We start from the raw sequence: 25,901 nt of genomic DNA, 5'->3' as shown, positions 1-25,901 counted from the left end.
GGAAGCGGGGCGCGGGCCCAACCCGTCACAGAACGGTCGCCGTTGCCGATTCCGTGCGCGGGGCCGGGCCCGGAGCGTCAGCCCAGCGGCGAGAACACGAACGAGAACTCCGCGGGCGCCGCCTCCAGCCGGTACGCGGGCAGCACACCGGGCCCGCACGACTGCGAACCGATGCCCTGCACCGCGTGGTCCAGGCCGACGTGGACGCGGTCCCCGGCCACCAGATCCGTCAGGTGCTCCGCCGCGTCCAGCTCCTCGCTCGTCCAGCGCCGCGCGGTGAACCAGAACGGCGCCCCGCCCGCGGCCCGCAGCCCGCGCCCGTCGTCGCCGGTCAGCTCCACCCACCGCACATCGCCCCGCGCCCCGTTCTCCTGCGGCCGGACGTAAGGGGTCTGGAGCGCGTCCACCCCCAGGGCCCACTGCCCGAGCATCGCGGCCGCCCGCGTGTCCGGGTACGCCTCGCCGGGCCCGCCGCCGAACCACCGCACCGCGTCGTACGCCGGGGGCAGCGCGAACCGGATGCCGAGCCGGGGCAGCGGCACCCGCCAGTCGCCCTCCGGCACCACGGAGACCGTCAGCCCGAGCCGGTCCCCGGCCGCCGTCCACCGGTACACGGTGCGCAGCCCCACGTCCCGGCCGGCCGGCGCCACCCGGGTGCGTACGGTCAGGGCGTCCGAGCCCGTCTCCACCGCGTCGGCGCGGTGGCGCATCCGGTGCAGCCCCCACTCCCGCCAGAGCCGCCCGTACCGTTCGTCCGGCTGCCACGGGGCCCCGTTGTCGTTGTCGGTGGGCGCCCGCCACACATCCAGCCGCAGCCCTTCCACCGGGACGTCCCCGACGCGCAGGAGCGCCCCGGTCGCCGCGTCGAAGACACCCGGGCCGAGCGTGACCGTGCTCCCCGACAGCGCGGGGCGCGCCCCGGTCGCCGGTGCCGGACGGGGCGGGGTGCCGACCTCCGCCTGGCCCCACGCCACGAGGTGCCCGCGCCCGGCCCAGCCGGTGTCATCGGCGAGCACCGCCCGCACCGTCCACAGCCCGTCGCCCGCCGCGTCCGGCGCCACGTCGGCCGAGGCTCCGGGGGCGAGCGGGGGCACGGCCAGCGTGCCGGAGGCGACGAGCGCGCCGTCCACCTCGCGCGACCAGCGGAACTCCAGGTGGCCGAGCCCGGTGAAGTCGTACCCGTTGGTGACGGTGAAGGCGCCGGCTGTCGCGCCCGGGGCGATGCGCACCGGCTCGATGACCTTCTTGTACTCGATGAGACCGGGGGAGGGGGTGCGGTCGGGGAAGAGCAGGCCGTCGCAGACGAAGTTCCCGTCGTGCGGCTCCTCGCCGAAGTCGCCGCCGTAGGCGAAGCCCAGCTCCGGGTGGGCGAGCCCGTGGTCGATCCACTCCCAGACGAAGCCGCCCTGGCACCGCTCGTACCGTTCGAACAGCCGCTGGTACTCGCTCAGTCCGCCCGGACCGTTGCCCATGGCGTGCCCGTACTCGCACAGGACGAACGGCATCGCCCGCCGCCCGGCGTCCAGCTCCGCGTCGGCCGGCGGCTCCTCGGCCCGCTTCCCGATGCGTTCGACCTCGGCATGCGTCGGATACATCCGGGAGTACATATCGACGTCCGCGCACGACGGGTCGCCCTCGTAGTGCAGCAGCCGCTCCGGGTCCCGGCCCCGCATCCACCGGGCCATCGCGCCCAGACCGGCGCCCGTGCCGCACTCGTTGCCCAGCGACCAGATGATGACCGAGGGGTGGTTCTTGTCCCGCTCGACCATCCGGGCCGCCCGGTCCAGCAGCGCGGGCGTCCAGCGGGCGTCGTCGACCGGGTTGCCCCGCCAGCCCACCTCGGCGAAGCCATGGGTCTCCAGGTCGCACTCGTCGATCACCCACAGCCCCAGCTCGTCGCACAGGTCCAGGAAGGCGGGGTGCGGCGGATAGTGGCTGGTCCGTACGGCGTTGACGTTGTGCCGCTTCATCAGCACCAGGTCGCGCCGCATGGTCCGGGCATCGACGGCCCGGCCCGTCTCCGGGTGGAACTCGTGCCGGTTCACACCCCGCAGGAGCAGCCGCCGCCCGTTGACCGTGATGACACCGTCCTGGACGGCGACCGTACGGAACCCGATGCGCAGCGCGATCCGCTCGCCGGGCGTCACCAGCTCCGCCGCGTACAGCCGGGGCGTCTCGGCGGTCCACGGCTCGACCGGCAGCGTCACCGTGTCGCCCGTCGCGACGTCGGCGCCCAGCTCGGGCACCAGGACCCGCCCCTCGGCGCCCTCGCACTCGACGCGCAGCGTCCCGGAGCCGTCGCGGTGGTCGTATCCGGCGTGCACGAAGAAGTCACGGGGTGCGCCGGGCGGGCGGTGCAGCAGCGTCACGTCACGGAAGACGCCCGGCAGCCACCACTGGTCCTGGTCCTCCAGATAGCTGCCGGACGACCAGGTGTGCACCCGTACGGCCAGGACGTTGGCGCCGGGCCGCAGACGGCGGCCCACGGCGAACTCGTGCGGCAGCCGCGAGCCCTTGAAGTCGCCCAGCTCCACACCGTTCAGCCAGACCCGGGCGCACGAATCCACCCCGTCGAACCGCAGTACGGTTTCCCCCTCGTCCGGCCATCCGGCGGGCAGCTCGAAGGTCCGCAGATGGTCACCGGTCGGATTCTCGGAGGGCACGCGCGGCGGATCGACCGGGAACGGATAGACGACATTCGTGTACGCGGGCGCCCCGCCCGCGCCCTGGAGCACCCAGTGCCCGGGTACGGCCACCGATGTCCACGCCGACGCGTCGAATTCCGGCCGCGCGAACGATTCGTCCTCGGTCCCGGCGGCGGGCGAGAGGCGGAAGTCCCACCGGCCGTTCAGCGACAGCCGCCGGGCGTCGGACGCCGCGTACCAGGAACGCGGCGCCAGCGTGCCGGTGCCGGGGGCCGGATTCTCGTACCAGGGCAGCGAGTCGGTGTCGTTGCGGCTCATGCGTCTCCTCCGTCGGTTTCGCCCTTCGCACAGGCACGCTAGTCAGCGAAGAAACGTTTCACCACGGGGCGTCGGACGAGATCGACCGGCCCATCTGTCCGAACCCTGACGTATCCGTCCCCCCTTGTGCCACCATGACGCCTCCGGAGTCGGACGCCGTTGGTCAGGGGCCGTGCGCGGAGGGTGAACCCCGCCGGCTCCGGACCGGACCGAGCAGCGAGGGGGTCGGGGATTGGCGAGTGGAAACGACGCGGTGTGCCCGGTGTGCGCGACACCCGACGCGGGCGGGCCGCGATGCCCCGGATGCTCCTGGCGGATGCGGGGCGATCCGACCCTGGGGGCGCTGACCGACCAGGACCTGGAAGCCGCCCGGACCGCGCTGCGGGGCGCCCAGCACACCTGGGACCTACGGGCCGCGACGCTCGCCGGGGGCGAAGCGGGACGGGCACGGCGGGCCGCCCCGCCGCTCCGGGCCGGACCCGCGGGCCCCGGAGACCGCGCCCCCGCCCCACCGCCTCCGCCCACCCGCCCGCTGCCCCCGCACGACCCCGCCGCCTGGCAGCAGATCCTCAACGACCTGGTCGGGGGCCGCATCGCCGACGTGGTGTTCGCCGAATTCACCCCCGACCGGGTGCACGTCGTCAAGGCCGCCGTCGACGCGTCCGGCATCCCCCGGCAGACCGACGCGGGCAGCACCGACTGGGACACGCTCCTCCCGCCGCTCGGCCAGGACGACGACCTGCGCAGGTTCCGGCTCGCCGGAGGCATCGGCACCCAGGAGGCGCCGGACCGGGCGGAGTTCGACGCGGCGGTCACCCGGTGGCTCCGCACGCACCCCGTGCTCTCCCGGGCCCGCACCCTCGTGCTGCTCGACCGCCGCGCCGGCTGGGTCCTGCTGGAGCGGGCCGCCGCCCTGCTGCGGGCCGCCCGCCCGCCGGCCGCCGAGATCGGCCCCGGACCGCCGGAGCCCGCCGGGACACGGGGCACGGACACCGCCGAAGCGGTGCGCGCGGCGCTGCGGACGGCGCCGCTGATGGTCGACCACTCCCTGCTGCTCGCCCGGGTGGACCGCCGCACGGGTGAGGTGCACGCCCACACCCAGGTTCTCTTCCCCGCCGGGTCCCGCCTCCGGCGCGGCGAGACCGCGACCGTCGAGATCACCGTGTACGGCGGCCTCGCCACCCGCGCCCCGGTTCTCCTGCCCGTGCTCGCCGGAGCACCGGCCGCCGACGGCACCGGAGCGGTGACCCTGTCCGCACGGCAGACCGCGCTCGCCGCCTTCGCCCCGGCCCGGCTCGCGTTCGTCCTGCACGGCCCCGGCGAGGTGACCGGGGCGGGCGCCGGCTCCGGCGGGACGCCACCGGCCCCCGGCCCGGACGAAGGCCGCGCCCCGGGCGCGTTACCCGACCTCGCGGCGCTCCTCGGGGGCCTGCCCCGGCACGTCATCCACCCGCCCGCACTCGATGTGCTCCTCACCGTCGAGATGAGCGGCGCCGACCTCGCCGAGACCGCCGAGCGGCTGGAGTTCGTCCGCGGCCTCGTCGCCGCCCTCTCCCGCCGCCACGGCCCCGGGCTGCGCGTCGGCCTCGTCGGCCACTACGACCACGTGACCCACGAGAACCGCTACGGGCCGCGCCCCGTGCTCCTGCACCGCATCCCGGCCGGCCCCGCGCACGCCGCTCTCGACGCCCTGGCCGGCTGGCGGCCCGCCCGGCGCGAACAGGACACCGTGTCCTCGCTGGAGGACGCGCTCAAGGAGACGGGCCGGCTCCTGCGGGCACGCCCGGACCGCGGCGCCGGCCCGCGCGCCGAACGCATCGTGCTCGTCGTCGGCCGCCGCCCGCCCGGCCTGCCCGAACAGCACGAGGTGGTGCCCGTCTGCCCGCTCGGCGCCGACTGGCGCACCGAACTGGACGCCCTGCGCGCCCGCGGCGTACGCGTCATGGCCCGCGCCGACCCGCACACCGCCCCCGGCAAAGGCCCGCAGGGCCTCGTACACCGCTACACCGCGTCCACGTGGGACGCCCTGCGGGCCGACGGCTCCTTCCGCCCCGGCTCCGACACGGCGGACGACGTGGCCGAGGCCCTCGCCCCTCCCTGGCAGTGGGACGGCCCGCCCTGCCGGCTGGCCCTCGCGACGCCCCTGCTGTGACCCACCGCTCGGTTACGAGGAGAGACCATGACCGATCCGTACTACGACCCCAACGAGCCCCCGCAGGACGCGGTCGGCAGCCCCCCGCCGCCGGGTCCCGGACCCTCGTCCTCCGAGCCCGACGCCACCACCACCCCCTGGGCCAACATCCCGCCGCAGCCGGACTCCGCCCCCGGGTACGGGCCCCAGCAGCCGCCGTACCCGGCCATCGACGGCAACCTCGACCCCCTGCCCATCCCCAGCCCCCCGACCGGGGTGGAGAACCCGGCCGATGAACGCGTCCGCATCGGGCTGTGGGGCGCGCCCCGCTCCGGGAAGACGACCTACCTCGCCTCGATGGCCATCGCCGCGATGCAGATGCAGCGCCACAGCCGCTCCAACTGGGTCATCGGCGGGATGAACCCGGAATCCATCGAATTCCTCAACGACGGCGTGACCCAGCTCGCGATCCAGCGCGTCTTCCCGGACGCCACCGTCGGCCTCCAGCCGCTGTCCTGGTCCTTCCAGGGCTCAGAGGAGGGGACCGGGCCGTTCAAGAAGAGCAAGCAGACCGGTTTCATCCTGGAGGTCCAGGACGTGACCGGCGAGGCCTACCGGGGGGACGAGGCCAACGCCCTGCGCCCCAGGGTCCTGGACCAGCTGGCCCGCTCCCAGGGGCTGATCTACCTCTACGACCCGCTGCTCGACAGCCAGCGGGCCGCCGAAGGGCTCAACTTCCTGTACTCCATGCTCACCGAGCTCAACGCCCGGGTACGGGACGCCGGGAAGCTCCACCGCAACCGGCTGCCGCACCACGTCTCGGTCTGCATCACCAAGTTCGACGACCCCGAGGTGTTCCGCCCCGCCGTGGAAGCGGGCTACGTCACACAGAGCATGGAGGGCAACCGGCTGCCGCGCGTGCCCGACGAGCAGGCCGGCCGCTTCTTCCAGTGGATGTGCGACGACGTACGCGGCGCCAGCGCCCGCCTCGTACGCGACTGCCTGGCGGCCTTCTTCCACCCCCAGCGCATCTCGTACTACGCCACCTCCGCGATCGGCTTCCGGCTCAACCCGCAGCACATCTTCGACTACCGCAACTACCTCAACGTCGAGGTCGTCAACGGCGAACGCCGCATCTGCACCTCGCCCGTGCCCATCAACGTGCTGGAGCCGCTGACCGACCTGGAGAAGCGCATCCGGTCCGGCGGATCCAAGCTGTGGCAGCGGTGAGCGACAACCCGGGCACGGTCCCGCTGCCCGCCCGGTGGGCCGTCCTCGGCAAACAGCCCGGCCGCAGCATGGGGTACGAGGTGCTGGACGGCAGCCTGCCCGGGGACCGCGCCCAGCGCTATCTGTGGAGCGCCACCACCGGCACCCCCGACGGCCGCGACCCGGCGGGCGGCCTGCCCTGGCGGGTCTTCCTCAGCACCGCGGACGGTGAGGACCGGCCCGTCTGTGCGGTGGTCGACACCACCTGGGACGGCTCCAAGGACGGCACCAGCAGGCCCAGTTACACATGGCGGCTGCTGCTCGCCGAATGGCAGCCCGCCAGCCTGGCCGGGGTGACCTGGACCTCGCTCGGCCGGGCCGCCGCGCAGGCCGACCCCATGCCCGGCGCCGACCTCACCCTGCGCGCCGAACGGACCCCGGCCGCCGAACTGGCCGCGACCGTCGACCGGCTGGGCTTCGACTGGGCCGCCGGGATCGCCGCCCTCCTCCTGGACGGCCGGCACCTCGTCATCACCGCCCCGCGCGGCGGCACCCTGCCGGACCTCGACGAGCGGGTGCGCATCCTGGACGCGGTCTGCGCCCTGCTGCCGTACGGCTGCCGCACCTGGCTGAGCGGCGCCACCTGGGCCGGGAAGACCGAGCACGGCCTGCGGCTGGTGTTCGCCTCGTCCGCGCGCACCGGGCAGCTGGAGACCCCGCTGCGCACCGGCCGCCCGCCGGCCCCGAGCGGTGACACCGCCCGCACCTATCTCGCCGAACTCACCCGGGTCAGAGCCAAGTACGACTCGACCACCGACGTCGTCGCCCACCTCCTCGCGGCCACCGCCCCCGTCCCGCTGCGCGAGGGCGCCGACGCGGTACGCGTCCTGCGCGAGATGGACCTCCTCGACTCCGTCCTGGACGACGTACGCCAGGGCCGGGGCCGGCTGGACGACGTACGGCGGCTGCTCGACCTGCACGCCGTGGAGACGCTGGACGCGCAGCGGCAGCGGGAAGTCGTACGGTTCCTGGGCCGCGCCGCCCTGCGCCCGGACGGCGCCGCCGCCGCGGCGGTCCTCGCACACCACTGGACCCGGGACGTCCCCGAACTGCTGGCCGCCGACGTGGTGGCACAGCCGGCGTCCCTGGACACGTTCGGGCTGGCCAGGGGATATCTCAGCCTGATGCAGCAGCTGGAGGGGCCCGCGCGCGCCGGCGCCTTCGGCCGGCTGTTCGCCGCGCTGGCGACCACCCCCGGCTACGAACCCGTCTGGGTCGGGCAGCTCGCCTTCATGGTGGAGCAGAAGTACGGCTACTCCACCGAATCGGTCGACCGGGTCCTGGCACGCACACCCAAGGCCGGACTCGCCTGGGTGCGTGGCCTGTTCGCCGACAACACCCGCGAACTGCGCCCACTGGAACGCCTGCTGGCGTTCGCCTCCACGGCCGAGGGGGGCCCGGTCCCCGGCTGGCTCCGCTTCGCCGGGGCGCTCACCGGCCACTGCGCACCCGCCGAGGTCGGTCCCGCAGACGCCGCCGAGTTCACCGGCAGCCACGAGGACGGCTGGCGCATCGCCCTGGAGACCGCGCGGCACCACCGGCGGCCCGAGGCGATCGGCCCCATGTGGCCGGTGCTGCGGCAGACCCTGCACGGCAGCAAACGGGCCGAACTGCTCCCGCTCCTGGAGGCCCTGGCACCCGCGGACTCACCCGGTGTCCCGCCCGCGACGGCCGCCGACGCCGACCTGCTGTGGCTGCTCTCCCGGGCGGCGGGCCCCGACTACCGCCCCGCCCCCGCGCTGCCCCGGCTGCGGCACCTCGCCGCCGACGCCACCGCACTCGACCGGTACGCCGCCGTGCTCGTCACCCGCACCGAGGGCGACCCGGACCTGCGGGACAAGGCCGTCGCCGCCCTCCTCGGGGAGCGGCCGGACCCCGTGCACGGCTGGCCCGTCCTCACCCGGTGGATGCGGCAGCGGCCCAGCATCGAGATCACCGTGGGCGAGGAGCTGGCCCGGCGGCTCATGGCGGCGGACTACGCCCACTGGCTCGGCCTCGACCTCCCCGAGGAGCTGGTCGAACGCATGGAGCGCTCCGGCCTCGGCTGGCTGCGGCCGGTGCGCCGGCTCCGGCTGGCCATCAACGCCGCGGCCCCGCTGGACGAGCTGGCCCGCATCATCATCAGCGGCTCCCCGCACCGCTCGGTCACCGGCCGCCTGCTCGACGAGGTCGCCGCCCTGCTGCGCGAGTGCGGTGCCGAATTCGCCTTCCGCCTCACCACGGAACTCGACGGACAGCAGCCCGGCTTCGGATACGGGGTGTACCAGGCACTGGGCCGCGACTCCAGATTCCGCGAGCTGCGCGCCCGGCTGATCGGCTTCAGCACCCAGGAGGAGATGCGCCACCGCCGGATCATCGGAGCCCTGAGCGCACCCGCCGGATACACCACCACCCCGCCCCCGGGACAGTACGGCCACCGGCCGCACCACCCGCCGACCCCGCCGGCCACCCCCGGCGCGCCCCCGGCCCCCATCCCGGCCACGCCGCCGCCCCAGTCGCCCGACGGCCGCTCCGGCTACCCGCCGCAGTCGCCGCCACCCCCGGACGACCAGCCGTCCCGGCGGCTGCGCGACAAGTTCATCAACTGGGGGCGCCCGTGACGGCCCTGGCGATCGACGCCGGATCGCGCTACACCCGGATCGCCCGCGTCGGCCCGCACGGCGATCCGGAACCGGTCGAGCTCCCCGGCTCGGTGCCCGGCGAGGGCCTGCCCGTGCCCGAGGCGGCGGCCGGCGACCGGGGCGCCGCCCTGCGCGCCGCGTACGACGCCTACCGCCGGCAGCACGACGCCCCCGGCCGGCTGCTCGTCGTCGTCCCGCACCAGGACCGGGCCGCACACGCGCGCCGCGCCGCCGACGCCCTCTCCGCGCCGCCCGGCACGGGCCGCGCCCCCGAGGTGCACACACTCGCCACCCCGCACGCGGTGCTCGCCCTGCTGAGGCACGCGGGAGCCGCCGGACCCGGCCGGTACGCGGTCTGCGACCTCGGCGCGGCGGCCGCCGACGTCACCGCGTGCGTGGTGACACACGGCGCGGTCGCCGTCGCCGGCACCTCGCGCCACGCCCCCGCCGACGGCTACGGCACCGCCTACGACACGGCCCTCCTGACCCGGTCCGGGCTGCCCGCCGACGCGGCGGGCCACCACGCCCTGGCCGCCGTCCGCGCCGAGCCCGGCGCCGGCCGCCGCATCGGCCTCGTCCTCGACCGGGCCGCCCGCGACCCCGGCCGCTTCGCCGCCACCGCCGTCCACCACGTGGCGGGCCGCCCCGTCACCGCGGGCGCCGTCCGCTCCGCGCTGCCGCTGCTCACCGACGGGCTGGACCGGGCACTGGCCGAGGCACTGGGCCCCGGCCCCGCCGCACCCCTGGCCCTGGTGGGCGGCGTCGCCCGGTTCGGCCCCCTGCGCGCACACCTGGAAGCCGCGGGACGCCCGCTCGCCGCGCTGCCCGACGGCACCGACCCCGCCCACGCGGCGGTCCTCGGCGCCGCCCTCGTCGCCGCCGGGCGCGTCGACCCGGCCGACCGCTACCCGTACGCCGTGTGGGTCGGCGCGCACCGGACCGTGGCCGGCCGCCCGGCCGACATCGAACTGCTCGTCAGCGCCGCCGGGACGCTGGAGCCGGGCGGACCCGCCGTCTTCGCCGAGGCGGACGGGCAGCGCGTCGGCGTCCGCACCGGACCGGACGGAGCCGCCGTCGGCCGCCCCGTCCGGGTGCGCGTGGGCGACCCGGAAGACGGCGGCAGCACACCCGTCCGCACCCTGATGCTGCCCGGCGGCGGCCCGGACGACCGCTTCCACATCGGCGTCCGCTACGCCGTCGACGGCACGGCGGCCCTCGAACTCCACCCGCTGGGCTCCGGGCAGCCCGGCTCGTATCCCCTGGGCACCCTGCCGACCGACCTCGGCACCGACTCCAAGGAAGTGGGCTCGTGAAGCACACCGGTCCCTCGCGGCCGCTCCGGTACGGCGCGCGCTGCGCCGCGCTGCTCGCCGCCGCCCTCCTCGCGGCCACCCCGGCGACGACCGCCCATGCCGCCCCCGCCGCCCCGGACCCGACCCGCGCCGAGATATACCGCGCGCTGCGCCTGGACCAGGAACCCGCGGACTACGTGATCCTCGTGGACACCTCCGGCTCCATGACGCAGGAGGGCCGATACAACACGGTCCGCTCGACGCTGCGCCCCTTCCTGGACGGGCTCACCCCCGAGGACCACGTCGCGCTGTTCACGTTCGACTCCCGGACCGAGGCCCGGTACGTCGGCGCGGCCGGCGACACCTCGAAGATCATCGCGGCGCTGCCGGGCTCGCCCACCCCGGACGGCGACACCGACATCGGCGCCGCGCTGGACGCCGCCCTCAAGGAGGTGGCCCGTGACGACGCGTCCCCGGTGGCCTCGATCGTGCTCCTCACCGACGGCGAGCACCGCCCGGCCGCCCACTCCCGCTACCCCAAGGCATCGGGCCCCGCCTGGAACGCACTGAACGAGCGCGCCGAGTCCGTCGCCGGCCGCACCGAACTCGCCGGATACGCCATCCCCCTGGGCGGCGGCGCGACGGGCGCCGGCCTCCTCGGGAACGTCGTACCGGACACCACCGTGCTCCGCCCCGACGGCATCCAGGACCTCGGCGCCTACCTGTCCCGGGCCGGCGACCGCACCCGGGCCCGCAAGGCGGCCCGGCTGCTCGCCCCGGACATCGGCAAGGGCGTCACCGCCACCTGGCAGAACGACGGCGAAACCGACCTCAGCGACGGCTCCGCCACCGCGAAGCTCACCCTGCGCTCGACCACCGCCCGCCTGCCCCTGACCGTCACCGGCCTGCACGCCTCCGTCACCGACCCGGACCTGACCGTCCGCCGGCTGCCCGACCACCTCACCCTGGAGCCCGGCGCCTCCCGGACGTACGAGATCGAGCTCAGCGGCCGGCCGCACGCCGGAGCGCTGCCCTACCGCAGGACCGAGCACACCCGTGCCACCCTCCGCCTGACGGGCAAGGTCACCTCCGCCTGGCAGCAGCCGCTCGGCCCCGACGTCCGGCTGAGGACCCCGCAGGCGGTGCGCGTCGCGAAGGCGGAGCTGCCGCTGCGGGCCACCGTGGGCTCCACCGCCTTCCTGCCCGCCCTCGCGGTGGCCCTGGTGCTGATCGCCGGGGCCGGGTGGCTGGCCTGGCGGCGGGTCAGCCGGCCACCGCTGCGGGGCGTCCTCCTGCTCTCCACCCCCTTCGGCGGACCGCTGCCCGAACGCATCGTGATCCAGGGCCGCCGCATGGCCCTGCGCCCCGTCTCGACCGGCGGCCACGGCACACTGCACGGCCGGCGCAGATCCACGGGCGAGGGCCCCCGCGTCGACCTGCACATCCGGTTCACCCCGGACGGCTCCGCGGCCCGCACCACCAACGCCGTCTGCGGCCCGGGTGGCGAAGTCGTCGTCGGCGGCGTGTCCTTCACCTATCTCGGCGAGCACGGCCGCGTCCCGGCCGAAGGGGGGCCCGGATGACCGGCACCGCGCTGAACGTGGCGGCCACCCGCGTCGGCACCGAGGCCCTCGGCCCCGGCGTGCGGTCCGCGCTCTGGGTGCAGGGCTGCCCGTTCAGCTGCGCCGGATGCATGGCACCCGACTGGATTCCCTTCCGGCCCGCCCGGCAGGCCGAACCGGGCGACCTGGCCAGGGAGCTGCTGGCGGACCCACGGGTGACCGGGCTGACCTTCTCCGGGGGCGAGCCGATGGCCCAGGCGGCCGGCCTCGCCGAAGTGGCCCGTAAGGCCCGGGAGATACGGGACGTGTCGGTGATCTGCTTCACCGGTCACCGGCTCGAACGGCTCCGCACCCGGCCGCCCGGCCCCGGCGTCGCCGCGCTCCTGGCCGCGGTCGACGTCCTCATCGACGGCGTGTACGTGGCCGCGCTGGACGACGGACACGGCCTGCGCGGCAGCTCCAACCAGCGTATCCACCACCTCACCGGCCGCCTGGCCGGCGGCGGCTACGACTTCGCCCACCGCGCCCGGTCCGCCGAGATCGCCGTCAATGGCCCGGAGGCCCTCCTCATCGGGGTCCCGCCGCGCGGCCTGCTCGACGCGTTCGACCGGGCGGTCGACGCGGTCCGCACCCGCACCACCACCCCCACACGTGTGAGAGGACAGGAACACGATGAGCGGTAGGAAGCGCATCCAGGTCGACGAGGCGGAGTGGTACCGCATCCAGCGCAAGGCCCAGCAGCTCAAGAACGTACAGCGCAAGATCCCCAAGCTGATCGACGAGGTGCGCCGGCAGACCGGCGAGGACCTGGACCGGGTCTTCTCACGCGTCGAGGAGCGCCAGCAGCGCCACGAGGAAGTCGTCCAGGGCCTCAGCGAGCAGACCCGGCAGCTGGAGGCCGACACCGCGCGCCGGCTCCGGGAACAGACCACCGAGGTGCGCGGGGCGCTCGCCGCGTCCGCCGGGCAGATCCGCGAGGAGACCCGGCAGCGGCTGGCCGAGCAGCAGCAGCGGGTCCGGCAGGCCATCGCCGACGAACGCGCCGAACGACGGGCCGAGACCGCCCGGCTCTCCGCCGAGATCGGCGTGCTCAGCCAGGACCGGGCCCAGGCAGGCCGCGCGGTGAAACCCTGGCTGGCCGACGCCCGGTCCGTCGCCTCCGAGATCGCCGACGCCGGACTCCACGAGCGCTACGCGCCGGGGGAGCTGGACCGGCTGACCGGCCGGCTGACGACCGCCGAACAGAACGCGGCCGAGGGCAGGTTCGACGCCGCGCTCGCCGTGGCCCAGGAGACGTACCACTCGCTGAGCGAGCTGCGGGCCGACACCGAGCAGCGCGAACTGGAGCGCTGCACGGCCCAGATGGCGGCCATCGACGCCCTGGCCACCGTGGCCGGCGAGATCGAGGACGGCCGGGAGCAGCCCGTCGACGGCCCCGACGGGACGGTCCTGCCCGGCTATGTGGTGGACGTCGACTACTGGTCGGAGGGCGAGTGGGACCGGCTGCGGACGGAGGCCGCCGACATCCTGGCCCGCGCCCGGGACGACGGCACGGGCACCGACGAGCTGCTCCTGCTGCGGGACCGGGAGGCGCCCAGGCTGGAGGAGGAGCTCGGCGAGACCGTGGAGCAGGCGACGATGCGTCACCTGGCCTCGCAGCTCCGGGTGAACCTGGCGGACACCGTCGCCCAGACCCTCAGCCGGATCGCCTTCTACGACTTCGTCGACGGCGAATACCAGGACGCCGACCCGCGAGGCACGTACTACGCGAAGCTGCGCCACGAGAACGGCAACGAACTCGTGCTCGACATCTCGCAGGCCGCCCCCGACTCCGGCGAGCAGGTCGTCCGGGTCCTGTCCTACGACTACGACGTCACCGCCGAGGAAGAGCTGCGCAACCGGGCCGAGGCCGTCCGCCTGGCCCTCGCGGACGACGGCCGGGCGGTACCCGCGGCCCCGGAGTCCGAGCCGGGCGCCCCCGACCCGCGCTTCCTCGACATCGAGGCCCACCGCAGGCGCGGACAGCAGCGGGCCGGACGCCGGCAGGACCAGGCGGGGGGCCGGGGGAGCGGCGCATGACGCGGACGACGAAACAGCCCGGACCCGTCGTGGAACGCCTGGACGGGGCGGCGCTGCGCAGCGGCGAGCCCTTCACCATCCTCTACGGGCCCGGCGCGAGCGACCTCTTCGTCGACACCGCCTACCAGGTGTGCCACCTGGAGGAGGCGGTCTGGCGGCTGCTGCGCGCCGAGGGGTACGAGCGGATCGTCTTCAGCTCCAGCGACCACCCGGTGTACTTCCGGGACACCGCGTCGCGCGACCTGTCCCGGCGCACCCCGCCCGGAGTCCGCCCGGCCGGCCGCACCGGGCTGCCCACGATGCGCACCCCCGGCATGCGGGGGCCGATGGGCGACCTCCGGGTGACCGGCGCGACCGCCCCCGCCCCCGCCCGGCACGAGTCCGAACCGCTGCCGCCGCCCGCCCCCGGCGTCAGCGACCCGTTCGCCGTGATGAGCCTCAAGGGCTACCTGAGACAGCGCGAGCACCGTACCGCCGTCGTCTTCGCCCACGCCGAGGCCACCCTGCGCCACCACCGCGCCCAGCGCGAACTGGCCGGCGCCATGGACCAGTGGATCCACGACCACGGCAACGGCAACCTGTGGGTGATGGTCTTCCGCAAGGCCGACCTCAACGAGGTGGCGCAGTTCGTGGAGTCCTGCCACGACTACCCCGACCTGGAGACCCTGGTACGCCAGCAGGCCCGGGAGCCCGGCCGGCCGGGAACCGCCCGGATCGACTACCCGCCGGCCGCCGAGGTGGAGCGGCTGATCCACACCGTGCGGCTGCGCACCGGGCTGCGCGTCCAGGACTGGCGCGAGCTGGACTCCGTCGTCAGGGCGATGGGCAGCCACCCCCTCAAGGCCCGCGCCTGGCAGGCCTGGCTGGAGAGCCTGAGCGACACCCCGGGCGCCGTCCTCGGCCCGGCGGCGGTACGTGAGGCCTTCCCCGGCGCCGCCACCGCGGCCGACCCCCGGGACCCCTGGGAGCGGCTGGCGGCCATGCCGGGGCTCGACGTGGTGCGCGAGCGCTTCGAGCAACTGCGCGCCGAGGTCGAGACGGTGGAGGCCCTGCGCGCCGAAGGCCGGTCCGCCGTCCTCGAACCGCCCTCCCTGCACCTGGTGTTCACCGGCAACCCCGGCACCGGGAAGACCACCGTGGCCCGGCTCGTCGGGGAGATCTACCGCGACCTCGGACTGCTGAGCCGGGGCCATGTGATCGAGCCGAAGATGCGGGACCTGGTGGCCGGCTACGTCGGGCAGACGGCCGCGCTGACCGACGCGACGATCGACCGGGCCCTGGACGGCGTGCTGTTCATCGACGAGGCGCCCGGACTGAGCGACCAGAGCGACGGATTCGGCGACGAGGCCATCCAGACGCTGCTCGCCCGCATGGAGAACGACCGCGGCCGCCTCGTCGTGATCGTCGCCGGATACCCGGACAAGATGAAGGAGTTCCTGGAGTCCGACCTCGGCCTCCAGAGCCGGTTCGCGGCGGCCAACGTCCTGCGCTTCCCCGACTACCCGCCACAGACCCTGCACGCCATCGCGCTCGGCCGGCTCCGCGAGCGCGGCGCCCTCCCCTCGGCCGAGACCGGGGACCAGCTCCTGGAGATCGTCACGGGGATGCACCGCACCCGGGACGCCTCCTTCGGCAACGCCCGCGACATGCGCACCCTCGCCGACGCCGTCTTCTCCCAGTGGTCCCAGCGGGTGCGCCGCCGGGTGGACGAGCCGGTCCTCCCCGAGGACGTGCCGGAGGACTACCGCGCCTACCGGGCGCAACCGGCCCCCGACCCCTCGGCGCTGCTGGCCGAACTGGACGCCTACGTCGGCCTCGGCCCCGTACGCAAGGTGCTGGAGAGCCTGGCCAAGCGGCAGCGGCTGCGCCAGGCCCACGGCACCGGCGACCTCGTGCCCCCGCACATGGTGTTCACCGGGCCGCCCGGCACCGGCAAGACGACCGTGGCCCAGCTCGTCGGCAAGCTCTTCCGCGACCTGGGCCTGCTGCGCAAGGGGCACGTCGTCCCGGCGAGCCGCGCCACCCTGATCGGCGGCTACCTGGGGCAGACCGCCCCGCTGGTCCGCAAGGCGGTGCAGGACGCCCTGGACGGCGTGCTGTTCATCGACGAGGCGTACAGCCTGGTCAGCGACGCGCGCCACGGCGGCTACGGCAAGGAGGCGATCGACACCCTGGTCCTGGAGATGGAACAGTGGCGCGGCCGGCTCGCCGTGATCGTCGCCGGCTACCCCCGCGACATGGACTCTCTCCTGGCCGCCAACTCCGGCCTCCCCTCCCGCTTCACCGAGTACGTCCCCTTCCCGCACTACGGGACCGACGACCTGGTGGAGATCCTGCGCCGGATGGCCGCCAAGGAGGGCTACACCCTGGACCCCGAGGTGGACCGGCACGCCGCCGCCTGGCTCCGCGCGGTCAAGCGCGCCGACCCGGCGGGGTTCGGCAACGCCCGCACGGTACGCAAACTGCTGGAGCTCATGGAAGCCCGGCTGGCCGACCGCTACGACCCGGGGAGCGCGGAGACGGGGAGCACGGAGTTCACCCGGTTCCTGCCCGACGACGTACCCGGGCCGCCATCCCACTGACCCCGGGCCGGGCGCGCCGCCGCGGGGCGCCCGGCCTCAGTCGGTCCGCCGGACCACGGACTTGCCGTCCCCGTCCCGGCCGGCGCGCTCGGTCAGCACCCGCCGCAGGGCCGCGTCGGCCTCGCCGAGCCGCCGCTCGATGTCCCCGGCCACCGCCTCCACCTCCGCCAGCGTGACGCGGTGCTCCGGCGCGACCACCCCGGCCGGCGCGCCACCGGGCGTCGCCAACGCACCGGCCAGATCGCGGTCCACGGCCGCGTAGCGGCGCAACGAGGCGACCCGGTCGCCCTGTGCGTCCCGGATGCGCTCGAGACGGGCCTGCCGCTCCGCCAGTTCGGCCGCCACATCGCCGTGCTCGCGCTCCTCGGCGCTCAGCGCCCGCTGCGCCGCCTCCGCCCGCTCCAGGACCTCCCGGGTCTGCGGGGCGAGCGCGGCGAGCTGGTCCTCGGTCAGCCGTACGAGCGCGTCGCTGCTGGTGCGCAGCGTCCCCTCCACCCCGGCGTCCCGGCCGCGCAGCGCGGCCAGCCGCTCCGCGATGACCTCCTGCTGTTCCTGGAGGGCGTCCAGGGCGAGCACCAGCCGCTCCAGCCGGCGCAGCTCGTCCACCTGGCGGCGCAGCGCCCGGTGCTCGGCGAGCCGGCCGCGCAGCGTCTCCTCGGCGGCCGTCAGCTTCTCCAGCGCGGCGTGCGCCAGGTCGGCCCGCTCCCGCGCCTCGCGGACCTCCGCCCGCACCTCGGCGAGCCGGCGCATCAGCGTCTCGGTGCCGCCGCCGAACGCGTCCCCGGGCATCGCCGCGGCCAGCAGGGCGGGCAGCGCGCCGGCCAGCGCCGCGGACTCCTCCAAGGCGTCCTCGAACGCGAACAGCGCGGCGAGCGCGTCCGCGCCGCTCCCGCCCCCGTCGACCCGGCCGAGCGCCGCCGCGGCCCACCGGAAGGCCAGCGAGAGCACCCGCAGCGCGGTCTCCGCCTCCGGCCCCTCCGCCCCCGGACCCGACAGAGCGGCGGCGATCTCGTCCGCTGCCTCGTTCACGACGCCTCTCCGTCCCCCGGGGTCATCCACTCGGCCCTGCCGTCACATTCCCGTCTGCCGTGCGACGCCGTGCACGCGCTCTCGCCGCACGGCCGCCCTACGGGCAACGACGCCGATGTGACGACAGGCCCTCGGCCCAGCCGTCTCCTCGGCGTACAGCCGCACCATCATCACATCACCCGAAGCCCCGCCGCAGGGCCGCTCCGGCCGATACGATCGAATCGCCGGAACGTCCCGGCCGTCACACAACCACCGCGGGTAAAGGGGGACTTCATGCCGGAAGTCGTGTCCTTCGAGGGGCCGGACGGCGCCTCGCTCCAGGTCGAGGTGCCCGACGACGCACCAGGGCTCGAACGCATCTCGCGGGACTCCGGCGACGTCGTGCGGGCCCGCCGCCGGCTGGAGGACGCCCTCGCCCAGACCCGGCCCGCCCTGCGCGCGGTCATGGACTCGGTGCGGGCCCTGGGCCCCGACGGCTTCGAGATCGAGTTCGGCATGAAGTTCAACGCCGAATCCGGTGTGGTGATCGCCAAGACCGCGATGGAGGGCCACTTCACGGTCAAGGTCCACTGGGGCCGGCCCGCCCCGGAGACGGCGGACTGACGCCCGGTGTCCGCCCCCGACTGGGAGCGCCCGCCCTGGCTGGTCGGCGTCCGCAGGACCGAGCACGGCGACCCGGTGGGCGCGGGACTGCTCGTCACCCCGCGCCACGTGCTGACCTGCGCCCATGTCGTGGGACCCGCCCGCGCGCCCGAGCCGCCCGGACGACCGGTGTTCGTACGGTTCCAGTACGCCGCCCCGCACGACCCGCTGCCCGCCACCGTGGTGCCCGGCGGCTGGCACCCGGACACCGGGGACGGCACGGGCGACGTCGCCGTACTCGAACTCGCCGCGCCGGCGCCCCCCGAGGCCGTCCCCGCCCCGCTGCGGGCCACCGACCCCGGCACCTGGGACCACCGCTTCCGCGCCTACGGCTACCCCGAGGAGCACAAGCGCCGGGGCGTCCCGGTGCGCGGCGAGATCATCGGCCACGCCGGCAGCGAGTGGATCCAGGTGGAGGCGGGAGCGCAGACCGGCTGGGGCCTGGAGAAGGGGTTCTCGGGCGGCCCGGTCTGGGACGTCAACAGCCAGGGCGTCGTCGGCATGCTCGTCGCCCGCGACTCGGTGACCTCCGTCGACCGGCGCACCGCCTACGCCATCAAGGTCGAGGCCCTGGTCCGCTACTGGCCCGAACTCGGCCCCCTCGTACGTGACATGACGTCGTCCGAGGCGCGCGACCGGCTGGAGAACCTGCTGTGGACGCCGCTCGCCGACGACGGCGGCATCCCCCGGGTCGACGAGGTCGACCCGTACGACATCGGCGTCTGCCGCTCCAAGTACAGCGACCCCGACCGCGAAGGACCGGCCCGAGCCCCCTACGTGCACCGCAGCCCGCAGGACGAACGGCTCGCCGAACTCCTTGCGAGCCGCAGGTTCGTGCTGCTGGCAGGGCGCTCCAAGGCCGGCAAGTCCCGCACCCTGTACGAGGCGCTGCGGCGTGCCGTGCCGGACGCCCGGCTGGTCGTGCCGCGCCCCGGCGACCCGGCCCGCCGCACCCTGGACGACCTCAGCCGGCTGAACCTGCCCACCGGCTCCGACCCCGTGGTGCTCTGGCTGGACGACCTGCACCGCTACCTCCACCCGGGCGGCCTCGACCTCCAGATCCTGGACCGGCTCGCCGGAAGGGAACCCGCCGTCACGATCGTGGCGACCATCCCCGCCAAGCAGCGGGCCGCGCTCATCGGCATGGAGAACGACGTCGGCCGCATTGCCCGCACCGTTCTGAGCAAGGCGAGCACCGTCGAACTGCCCTCGCTGCTGGGGCCGCGGGACGCCGAGGCGGCCCGGGACCTGTACCCCGGCGAGGACTTCACCGCCCGGGGCATCGGCGAACTCATGGTCGCCGCCCCCAGCCTGGAACAGCGCTTCACCGACGGGGCCGAGAGCTGCCCGGCCGGCTGGGCCCTGGCACGGGCGGCGGCCGACTGGATGCGCATGGGCGTCAGCGATCCGGTCCCCGCCGGCGTGCTGCGCGAGCTGTTCGCCGCCTACATGGTCGAGCACCACCCGGCGCTCGACGCCGACGACACCGCCTACCGCACGGCCCTGGCCTGGGCCCGCGAACCGGTGGCGGGCACCATCGCCCTCGTCCACCGCGCGCCCGGCTCCGACGGATACGCCGGCACCCCGTACCTCTCGGAGTACCTGGACAGCCGCGACGACGACCCGTCGGCCCCGGTCCCGTGGTTCGCCTGGAAGTACCTCGCCGACCGCCGCCCGGCCGCGGCCCTCCTGCCCAGCGCCTACACCGCGCTCGTCCGGGGTGAGGCCGTGACGGCCGAGCGGCTGCTGCTGGGGATCGCCGACGGCGGCGACGACCGCGACACCGCGGCCTGGGCCTCGCTGATGCTCGGCGAGATGTACCTCTACCTGGCGGACTTCACGGGAGCGGCCCGGCTCCTGGAGCGCGCCGCCGACTCCCGCGTGGACAGCGTGGTCCCGCTCGCCCAGGCCGTGCTCGCCGACCTGCTCATGATGTACGGCGACCGCACCCGCTCCCGTCGGCTCCTCGAAAGCGCGGTGGCGGCCCGCGATCCCCAGCTCTCCCAGGTCGCCCAGGTGGGCCTGGCCACCCTGCTCTTCGCGGACGGCGAGTACGAGCGCGCGGAACGGATGCTCGAAGCGATCGTGGCGGCCGGCGACACCGAGGCGGCCCCGCTGGCCCAGGCCCGTCTGGTCAGCGTGCTCAGCGGGGCGGACGGCGACGCGGCAGGGGCGCGTACCGGACACCGGCCCGGCAGCGGCCTGGGCAAGTCCACGGTGCGCGCGAGCACCACCACCGTCGGCCGGGCCGAACCGTCCGAGCAGCCCTGGTCCCTGTCCCGGGCGGTCGGCGAATCCATGGCGGGCCAGGTCACCTCGGTCGCCCAGGCCAACCTGGGCTCCATGCTGCTCAGCCAGGGCGATGTCGACCGCGCCGAGGAACTGCTGCGCTCGGCCCTGGCCGGCGGCCGCTTCCACGCGGTGCCGCTGGCCCAGATGGGCCTGGGCGAGCTGCTGATCGTCCGCGGCCGCCACGAGGAGGCGGAGCAGGTCCTGCGCACGCTGATCGGCTCGGGCAACCCCCTGCTCATCCCGTACGCCAAGATCCTGCTGGCCGTCTCGCTGCGGCCGCGCGGGCTGATCGAGCAGGGCATGGACCTGCTGCGCGAGGCGGCCGATTCCGGGCACCCCGCCCAGGGCCCGCGCGCGGTCTGCGGCCTCGCCGAGTGGTACGCCAACGAGGGCGACCTGCCCGCCGCCGAGGAGTGGTTCGAGCGGGCCATCGCGACCGGCCACCCGGAGTGGGGCGGCATGGCCAAGGTCGAACTCGCCCTGGTCCTCGCCGGCAGCGGCGAAGGCACGGAACGGCCGGCTGAGCTGCTGACGGCTGTCATCGACTCCGGCCACCCCTTCCTGTCCCCGCTCGCCGCCGCCGCCCTCGGTGACATCCTCGTCCGGGAGGACCGCATCGAGGACGCCGAGCAGGCGTACGGCCTCGCCGTCGCCTCCGGACACCGCGACTGGGCCCCGGCGGTCCGGATCGAGCTGGCGTTCATCCAGGCGGCCCGCAACGGCGGTGCGGAGGCCGCCGCCGACCTGCTCACCACCGTTGTCGACTCCGGCCACCCGAACCAGGCCCCGCGCGCCGCCGACCTGCTCGGCGACCTCTTCGTCCGCGAGGGCCGCTTCGCGGAGGCCGAGCGCGCCTACCGGCACGCCATCGACTCCGGGCACGCCCAGTGGTCGCTGATCGCCCGCATGGACCTCGCGGTCCTGCTCGCCGACCACGGCGACTTCGAGCAGGCCGAGCGCCTGCTGCTGGTGGTGGCCGAGGCGGGCGACCCGAACGCCGAGGCGTGGGCGCGCGGCGTGCTCGGCGTGGTCCACATCGGCAACGACCGGGAGGCGGAGGGCCGGGAACAGCTGCGGGCCGCGGCCGACGCGGACGTCGGGGCCGCCTCCCAGTTCGCCCGCTTCCACCTCGCCAAGTGCCTGGCCGCGGACGGCGAGGACGAGGCGGCCGAGGCCCTGATCCGCACGGTGGTCGACGGGGAGCCCTCCCAGGTCACCGAGGTGGCCCGCGCCTGGCTCGCGGTACGGCTGCTGCACCGGGACCCGGAGGCCGCGCAGGACCTCCTGGTCCGGGTGGAGGACTCGGGCGACGAGGAGGCCATCGTCGGGGCCTACCTCGGCGCCGGTGAATACCTCCTGGAGATCGGTGAGGTCCAGACGGCCGGCGAACTGCTCGAAGCGGCACTGGAGCTGGCAGGACCCGCCACCGCCCCCCGGATCGGCGCGCTCCTCGGCGTGGTCCGCCGCTCGGTCAACGACCTGGACCGGGCCCGTGAGCTGCTGACCGACGCCCTCGCCGCGGGCGACCCGGAGGTCGAACCCCTCGCCCGGCGCTACCTCGGCAGCACGCTCTTCCGGCTGGGCCTGCTCCCCGAGGCCGAGGAGGTCCTGCTGCCGCTGGCCCGCTCCGACGACATCGGGCACCGGCCGCAGGCCCTCCTGCTGCTGGGCCTGGTGCTGGCGGCGGACAACCGGCCGGAGGACGCGTACCCCTGGCTGGAGCAGGCCATCGAATGCGCCGACGGCGACATCGACACCGAGACCTCCGCGCGCGAGACCTACGCGGAACTGCTGATGAGCGCCGGGCAGCGGGAGCGGGCCCTGGAGATCTACGCGCCCCTGGCGGCGGCCGAGGAGGACGCGGCCGGGGCCGAGGAGGACCCGGCCGGGGACGCGGAGGACCGGGCCCCGGACGAGGACACCCCGGACCCGCCCGCGCCCGGCACCGACCGCCCGACGCTCGCTCTGCCCCGCCCCGCCCGGCCCGCGCGCCCCGCCCCGCCCGCGGCTCCCGCACCGCACCCGCTCCCGCCGGCCCTGCTCGCGCTGCTGGCCGAGGTGGCGGATGCGGAGGGCGCGCACGAGGAGGCCGCGTTCTGGTCCGGCCTGGCCGGCCGCACACGGGAGGGCGGTGCGGCGGCCCGGCCCCACGGTTCGTGAGCCCCCGCACCGGCCCGGATTGCTACGTGACACGTACTACGCGCCGTGTAGCATCGGGGAGCCCGTTCCGGAGCCCGGTCACACCTGGAGAAGCCATGCGCACCAACGACGCCCAGATGCTCGTGCTGTGCGCACTGGCCGACGGGCCGTTGCACGGGTACGCCATCAACGCGGCCATCGAGCAGGTATCCGGTCACCGCCTCGGGCCCGGGAGCCTCTACGGAGCCCTGGCCCGTCTTGAGGCGAAGCGGCTGGTGGAGCCCCTGGAGGAGAAAGGCCGTCAACGCCCGTTCCGCCTCACGCCCGGGGGGCGGGGGCTGCTGGAGCGGGAGGCGCACTCCATGGCCCGTCTGTCCGGCCGCGTGTTCGAGAGCGCTGTCCCCGACGCCGTCGGGTACCTGGACCAACTGGCCGCGACGGAAGCGGCCCGTTCCTACAAGAGCGTGATGCTCGACGCGCTGGATGTCCGGCCCGGCGAGAGGGCACTCGATCTGGGCTGCGGACCGGGGACGGATCTCGGCACCCTCGCCGAGGCGGTCGGCCCGTCGGGCAGGGTGATCGGCATCGACTCCAGCCGGGAGATGGTCGGGCGGGCACGAGAGCGTACGGAGAATCTGCCGGTGGTCGGTGTCGAACCGGGCGACATCCACGCGCTCCCGATCGAGGACGACGGCATCGACCGCGCCCGGACCGACCGGGTGCTCCAGCACGTGGCGGACCCGGCCCAGGTGCTCGCGGAGGCCCGGCGGGTGCTGCGGCCGGGCGGCAGGCTCGTCATGGGCGAACCCGACTGGGACTCGCTGGCCATCGACTACCCCGACGTCGAGGTCTCGCGCGCCTACACCCGCCATGTGACGGACAAGGTCGTACGCAACGGGGTCATCGGCCGTCAGCTGACCCGGCTCGCGCTGGACGCGGGATTCGCCGTGCCGGCCGTCGTCCCGGTCACCTCGGTCTTCCGTGATGTCCGCGCCGCGGACCGGGTCCTCGGCATCCAGCGCAACACCGAGCGCGCGGTGTCTGCGGGCTACCTGCCCGCCCCGGCGGCGCGGAAGTGGCTCGACCGTCTCGCCACCGGGCCGTTCTTCGCCTCGGTGACGCTGTACGTCGTCGTCGCGGACGCCGAAGCCGTCCCCGGGTGACCGCCGGTTCACGGCGGCACGCACGACAGAGCCGGTCAAAGCGACGAAGCGTCGCTCTGACCGGCTCTATTTGGTCGGTCGACCGTGGTGTCCGAGGGGGGACTTGAACCCCCACGCCCGATAAAGGGCACTAGCACCTCAAGCTAGCGCGTCTGCCATTCCGCCACCCGGACAAGGTGTCTGTCTCGCGGGCCCGGCCCGTTCCGACGTGGAAAACCATAGCAAACATTGGAGGGTGCTCGATCACGCCCGGGTCCATGTGAAGGGCGCATGACGGGACGCGGGCCCCCTTGGGTGTGCGGGCGGCGCGCGGGAGGATGAGAGGGAGCACCACAGCGACAGTGGAGGGAATCAGCGTGAGCGAGACCAATGCGGCCCGGACCGGTTCGGGTGAGACCGCCGAGAACGAGGTGGTGGATCTCTGTCGTGACCTGATCCGGATCGACACCAGCAACTACGGGGACCACTCCGGGCCGGGGGAGCGGGCGGCCGCCGAGTACGTGGCGGAGAAGCTCGCGGAGGTCGGGCTCGAACCGAAGATCTTCGAGTCCCACAAGGGCCGGGCCTCCACCGTGGCGCGGATCGAGGGCGAGGACCCGTCCCGGCCGGCGCTGCTGATCCACGGCCACACCGACGTCGTCCCGGCGAACGCCGACGACTGGACGCACCACCCCTTCTCCGGCGAGATCGCGGACGACTGCGTGTGGGGCCGGGGCGCGGTCGACATGAAGGACATGGACGCGATGACCCTGGCGGTCGTGCGCGAGCGCATGCGCAGCGGCCGCAAGCCCCCGCGCGACATCGTGCTGGCCTTCCTCGCGGACGAGGAGGCGGGCGGCACGTACGGGGCCCGGTACCTCGTGGACAAGCACCCGGACCTGTTCGACGGAGTCAGCGAGGCCATCGGCGAGGTCGGCGGCTTCTCGTTCACGGTCAACGAGAACCTGCGGCTCTACCTCGTGGAGACGGCCCAGAAGGGCATGCACTGGATGCGCCTGACCGTGGACGGCACGGCGGGCCACGGCTCCATGACCAACGACGACAACGCGATCACCGAGCTGTGCGAGGCGGTCGGACGGCTCGGCCGGCACACCTGGCCGGTGCGGGTGACCAAGACGGTGCGCTCCTTCCTGGACGAGCTGTCGGACGCGCTCGGCACCCCGCTGGACCCGGAGGACATGGAGGCCACGCTCGCCAAGCTGGGCGGCATCGCCAAGATGGTCGGCGCCACCCTGCGCAACTCCGCGGCCCCCACCATGCTGGGCGCCGGCTACAAGGTGAACGTCATCCCCGGACAGGCCACCGCCCACGTCGACGGCCGCTTCCTGCCGGGGTACGAGGAGGAGTTCCTGGCCGACCTCGACCGCATCCTCGGCCCGCGGGTCCGGCGCGAGGACGTGCACGGGGACAAGGCGCTGGAGACGGACTTCGACGGCTCGCTGGTGGACGCCATGCAGACGGCGCTCAAGGCGGAGGACCCGATCGCCCGCGCGGTCCCGTACATGCTCTCCGGCGGTACGGACGCCAAGTCGTTCGACGATCTGGGCATCCGCTGCTTCGGATTCGCCCCGCTGAAGCTGCCGCCGGAGCTGGACTTCGCGGGCATGTTCCACGGCGTGGACGAGCGGGTTCCGGTCGAGGGCCTGAAATTCGGCGCGCGTGTCCTGGACCGTTTCATCGACGAGAGCTGACACGCGTCACGGCGTAAATCGACAGGATGTGCGCATATAACCGGAACGAGTGAATGGAGCGTTCTACTCGTAGCCCCGCTACTTCCTCCTCGTTACAGGTGATGCGGTCCGCGGCTGGGACCGCGTTTGCCAACTAGGAGGAATAATGATCAAGAAGATCGTCGCCGCTGCGGCTGTCACCGGTGGTCTGGTGCTCGCGGGTGCCGGCATGGCCGTCGCCGACTCGGGCGCCCAGGGTGCCGCCATCGGCAGCCCCGGCGTGCTCTCGGGCAACGTCGTCCAGGTTCCCGTCCACGTCCCCGTGAACGTGTGCGGCAACACGATCGACGTCATCGGTCTGCTGAACCCCGCCTTCGGCAACGTCTGCGTCAACAACTGACGTTGCGCGTCAACCCGTAAGGGTTTGAGCCCGCTCGGCCCCGGAGCGCACTCCATGCGCCTCGGGG

General features: G+C 74.8%; 15 protein-coding genes and 1 tRNA gene. 13 read left to right on the top strand and 3 right to left on the bottom strand.

Annotated features, from left to right (window positions below; genetic code table 11):
* Nucleotides 1-77: 77 nt before the first annotated feature.
* A complete protein-coding gene (locus P8A18_RS05445) occupies nt 78-2,963 on the bottom strand; it encodes a glycoside hydrolase family 2 TIM barrel-domain containing protein (protein WP_306052222.1) in 2,886 nt (961 codons plus the stop codon).
* 316 nt (nt 2,964-3,279) lie between these two features.
* Between P8A18_RS05445 and P8A18_RS05440 the strand changes: the two genes are divergently transcribed.
* Genes P8A18_RS05440 through P8A18_RS05405 form a run of 8 tightly spaced genes read left to right on the top strand, consistent with a single transcriptional unit; the run spans nt 3,280 to nt 16,499 of the window.
* On the top strand, nt 3,280-5,115 hold the full coding sequence (locus P8A18_RS05440) for a hypothetical protein (protein ID WP_306052220.1): 1,836 nt from the start codon (nt 3,280-3,282) through the stop codon (nt 5,113-5,115).
* A gap of 27 nt (nt 5,116-5,142) precedes the next feature.
* Nucleotides 5,143-6,324 (top strand): hypothetical protein, encoded by a 1,182-nt coding sequence (locus P8A18_RS05435; protein WP_306052219.1) that lies wholly within the window; start codon nt 5,143-5,145, stop codon nt 6,322-6,324.
* Nucleotides 6,321-8,963 (top strand): hypothetical protein, encoded by a 2,643-nt coding sequence (locus P8A18_RS05430; RefSeq protein WP_306052217.1) that lies wholly within the window; start codon nt 6,321-6,323, stop codon nt 8,961-8,963. Before P8A18_RS05435 ends, P8A18_RS05430 begins: the two co-directional genes overlap by 4 nt.
* Nucleotides 8,960-10,297, top strand: a complete 1,338-nt coding sequence (locus tag P8A18_RS05425) for a hypothetical protein (RefSeq protein WP_306052215.1) — start codon at nt 8,960-8,962, stop codon at nt 10,295-10,297. Before P8A18_RS05430 ends, P8A18_RS05425 begins: the two co-directional genes overlap by 4 nt.
* On the top strand, nt 10,294-11,859 hold the full coding sequence (locus P8A18_RS05420; RefSeq protein ID WP_306052213.1) for a vWA domain-containing protein: 1,566 nt from the start codon (nt 10,294-10,296) through the stop codon (nt 11,857-11,859). The genes P8A18_RS05425 and P8A18_RS05420 overlap by 4 nt, the downstream gene beginning before the upstream one ends.
* A complete protein-coding gene (locus tag P8A18_RS05415; RefSeq protein WP_306052210.1) occupies nt 11,856-12,521 on the top strand; it encodes a 4Fe-4S single cluster domain-containing protein in 666 nt (221 codons plus the stop codon). The genes P8A18_RS05420 and P8A18_RS05415 overlap by 4 nt, the downstream gene beginning before the upstream one ends.
* Nucleotides 12,511-13,917: a hypothetical protein gene (locus P8A18_RS05410; RefSeq protein ID WP_306052208.1), complete on the top strand. Its 1,407-nt coding sequence runs from the start codon at nt 12,511-12,513 to the stop codon at nt 13,915-13,917. The genes P8A18_RS05415 and P8A18_RS05410 overlap by 11 nt, the downstream gene beginning before the upstream one ends.
* Entirely contained in the window at nt 13,914-16,499 is a 2,586-nt protein-coding gene (locus tag P8A18_RS05405; RefSeq protein ID WP_306052206.1) for an AAA family ATPase, read from the top strand. Before P8A18_RS05410 ends, P8A18_RS05405 begins: the two co-directional genes overlap by 4 nt.
* Before the next feature lie 36 nt (nt 16,500-16,535).
* On the opposite strand, the gene P8A18_RS05400 is transcribed toward P8A18_RS05405, so the two are convergent.
* Nucleotides 16,536-17,528, bottom strand: coding sequence for a coiled-coil domain-containing protein (locus tag P8A18_RS05400; RefSeq protein ID WP_306052204.1), 993 nt, complete (start codon nt 17,526-17,528; stop codon nt 16,536-16,538).
* 273 nt (nt 17,529-17,801) lie between these two features.
* Between P8A18_RS05400 and P8A18_RS05395 the strand changes: the two genes are divergently transcribed.
* From P8A18_RS05395 to P8A18_RS05385, 3 genes are all read left to right on the top strand, one after another.
* Nucleotides 17,802-18,131: a CU044_2847 family protein gene (locus P8A18_RS05395; protein WP_306052202.1), complete on the top strand. Its 330-nt coding sequence runs from the start codon at nt 17,802-17,804 to the stop codon at nt 18,129-18,131.
* Between the two features lie 6 nt (nt 18,132-18,137).
* Nucleotides 18,138-22,622 (top strand): tetratricopeptide repeat protein, encoded by a 4,485-nt coding sequence (locus tag P8A18_RS05390; RefSeq protein ID WP_306052200.1) that lies wholly within the window; start codon nt 18,138-18,140, stop codon nt 22,620-22,622.
* 95 nt (nt 22,623-22,717) lie between these two features.
* The gene (locus tag P8A18_RS05385; RefSeq protein ID WP_306052198.1) at nt 22,718-23,764 is read left to right on the top strand and encodes a methyltransferase domain-containing protein; all 1,047 of its coding nucleotides are present in this window, start codon (nt 22,718-22,720) and stop codon (nt 23,762-23,764) included.
* 85 nt (nt 23,765-23,849) lie between these two features.
* On the opposite strand, the gene P8A18_RS05380 is transcribed toward P8A18_RS05385, so the two are convergent.
* Nucleotides 23,850-23,937, bottom strand: a tRNA-Leu gene (locus P8A18_RS05380).
* Between the two features lie 183 nt (nt 23,938-24,120).
* On the opposite strand from P8A18_RS05380, the gene P8A18_RS05375 reads away from it, so the two are divergent.
* Both P8A18_RS05375 and chpH read left to right on the top strand, forming a co-directional pair.
* Entirely contained in the window at nt 24,121-25,455 is a 1,335-nt protein-coding gene (locus P8A18_RS05375; RefSeq protein ID WP_306052196.1) for a M20/M25/M40 family metallo-hydrolase, read from the top strand.
* Nucleotides 25,456-25,600: 145 nt separating this feature from the next.
* Nucleotides 25,601-25,834 carry a chaplin ChpH gene (gene chpH / locus P8A18_RS05370; RefSeq protein WP_306052194.1) on the top strand — a complete coding sequence of 78 codons (234 nt, stop codon included), beginning with the start codon at nt 25,601-25,603 and terminating at the stop codon, nt 25,832-25,834.
* Nucleotides 25,835-25,901 lie beyond the last annotated feature (67 nt).

Source organism: Streptomyces sp. Mut1, assembly GCF_030719295.1.
GTDB lineage: Bacteria > Actinomycetota > Actinomycetes > Streptomycetales > Streptomycetaceae > Streptomyces > Streptomyces castrisilvae.
The sequence above is the reverse complement of the archived record's forward strand: the minus strand, read 5'-3'. Positions and strand labels throughout refer to the sequence as shown.

Excerpts from the sequence above, each read along its gene's own strand:
- P8A18_RS05435 (WP_306052219.1), top strand. The coding sequence starts at position 5,143 with ATGACCGATCCGTACTACGACCCCAACGAGCCCCCGCAGGACGCGGTC.
- P8A18_RS05445 (WP_306052222.1), bottom strand. The coding sequence starts at position 2,963 with ATGAGCCGCAACGACACCGACTCGCTGCCCTGGTACGAGAATCCGGCC.
- P8A18_RS05415 (WP_306052210.1), top strand. The coding sequence starts at position 11,856 with ATGACCGGCACCGCGCTGAACGTGGCGGCCACCCGCGTCGGCACCGAG.
- P8A18_RS05385 (WP_306052198.1), top strand. The coding sequence starts at position 22,718 with ATGCGCACCAACGACGCCCAGATGCTCGTGCTGTGCGCACTGGCCGAC.
- P8A18_RS05440 (WP_306052220.1), top strand. The coding sequence starts at position 3,280 with ATGCGGGGCGATCCGACCCTGGGGGCGCTGACCGACCAGGACCTGGAA.
- P8A18_RS05405 (WP_306052206.1), top strand. The coding sequence starts at position 13,914 with ATGACGCGGACGACGAAACAGCCCGGACCCGTCGTGGAACGCCTGGAC.
- chpH (WP_306052194.1), top strand. The coding sequence starts at position 25,601 with ATGATCAAGAAGATCGTCGCCGCTGCGGCTGTCACCGGTGGTCTGGTG.
- P8A18_RS05410 (WP_306052208.1), top strand. The coding sequence starts at position 12,511 with ATGAGCGGTAGGAAGCGCATCCAGGTCGACGAGGCGGAGTGGTACCGC.
- P8A18_RS05395 (WP_306052202.1), top strand. The coding sequence starts at position 17,802 with ATGCCGGAAGTCGTGTCCTTCGAGGGGCCGGACGGCGCCTCGCTCCAG.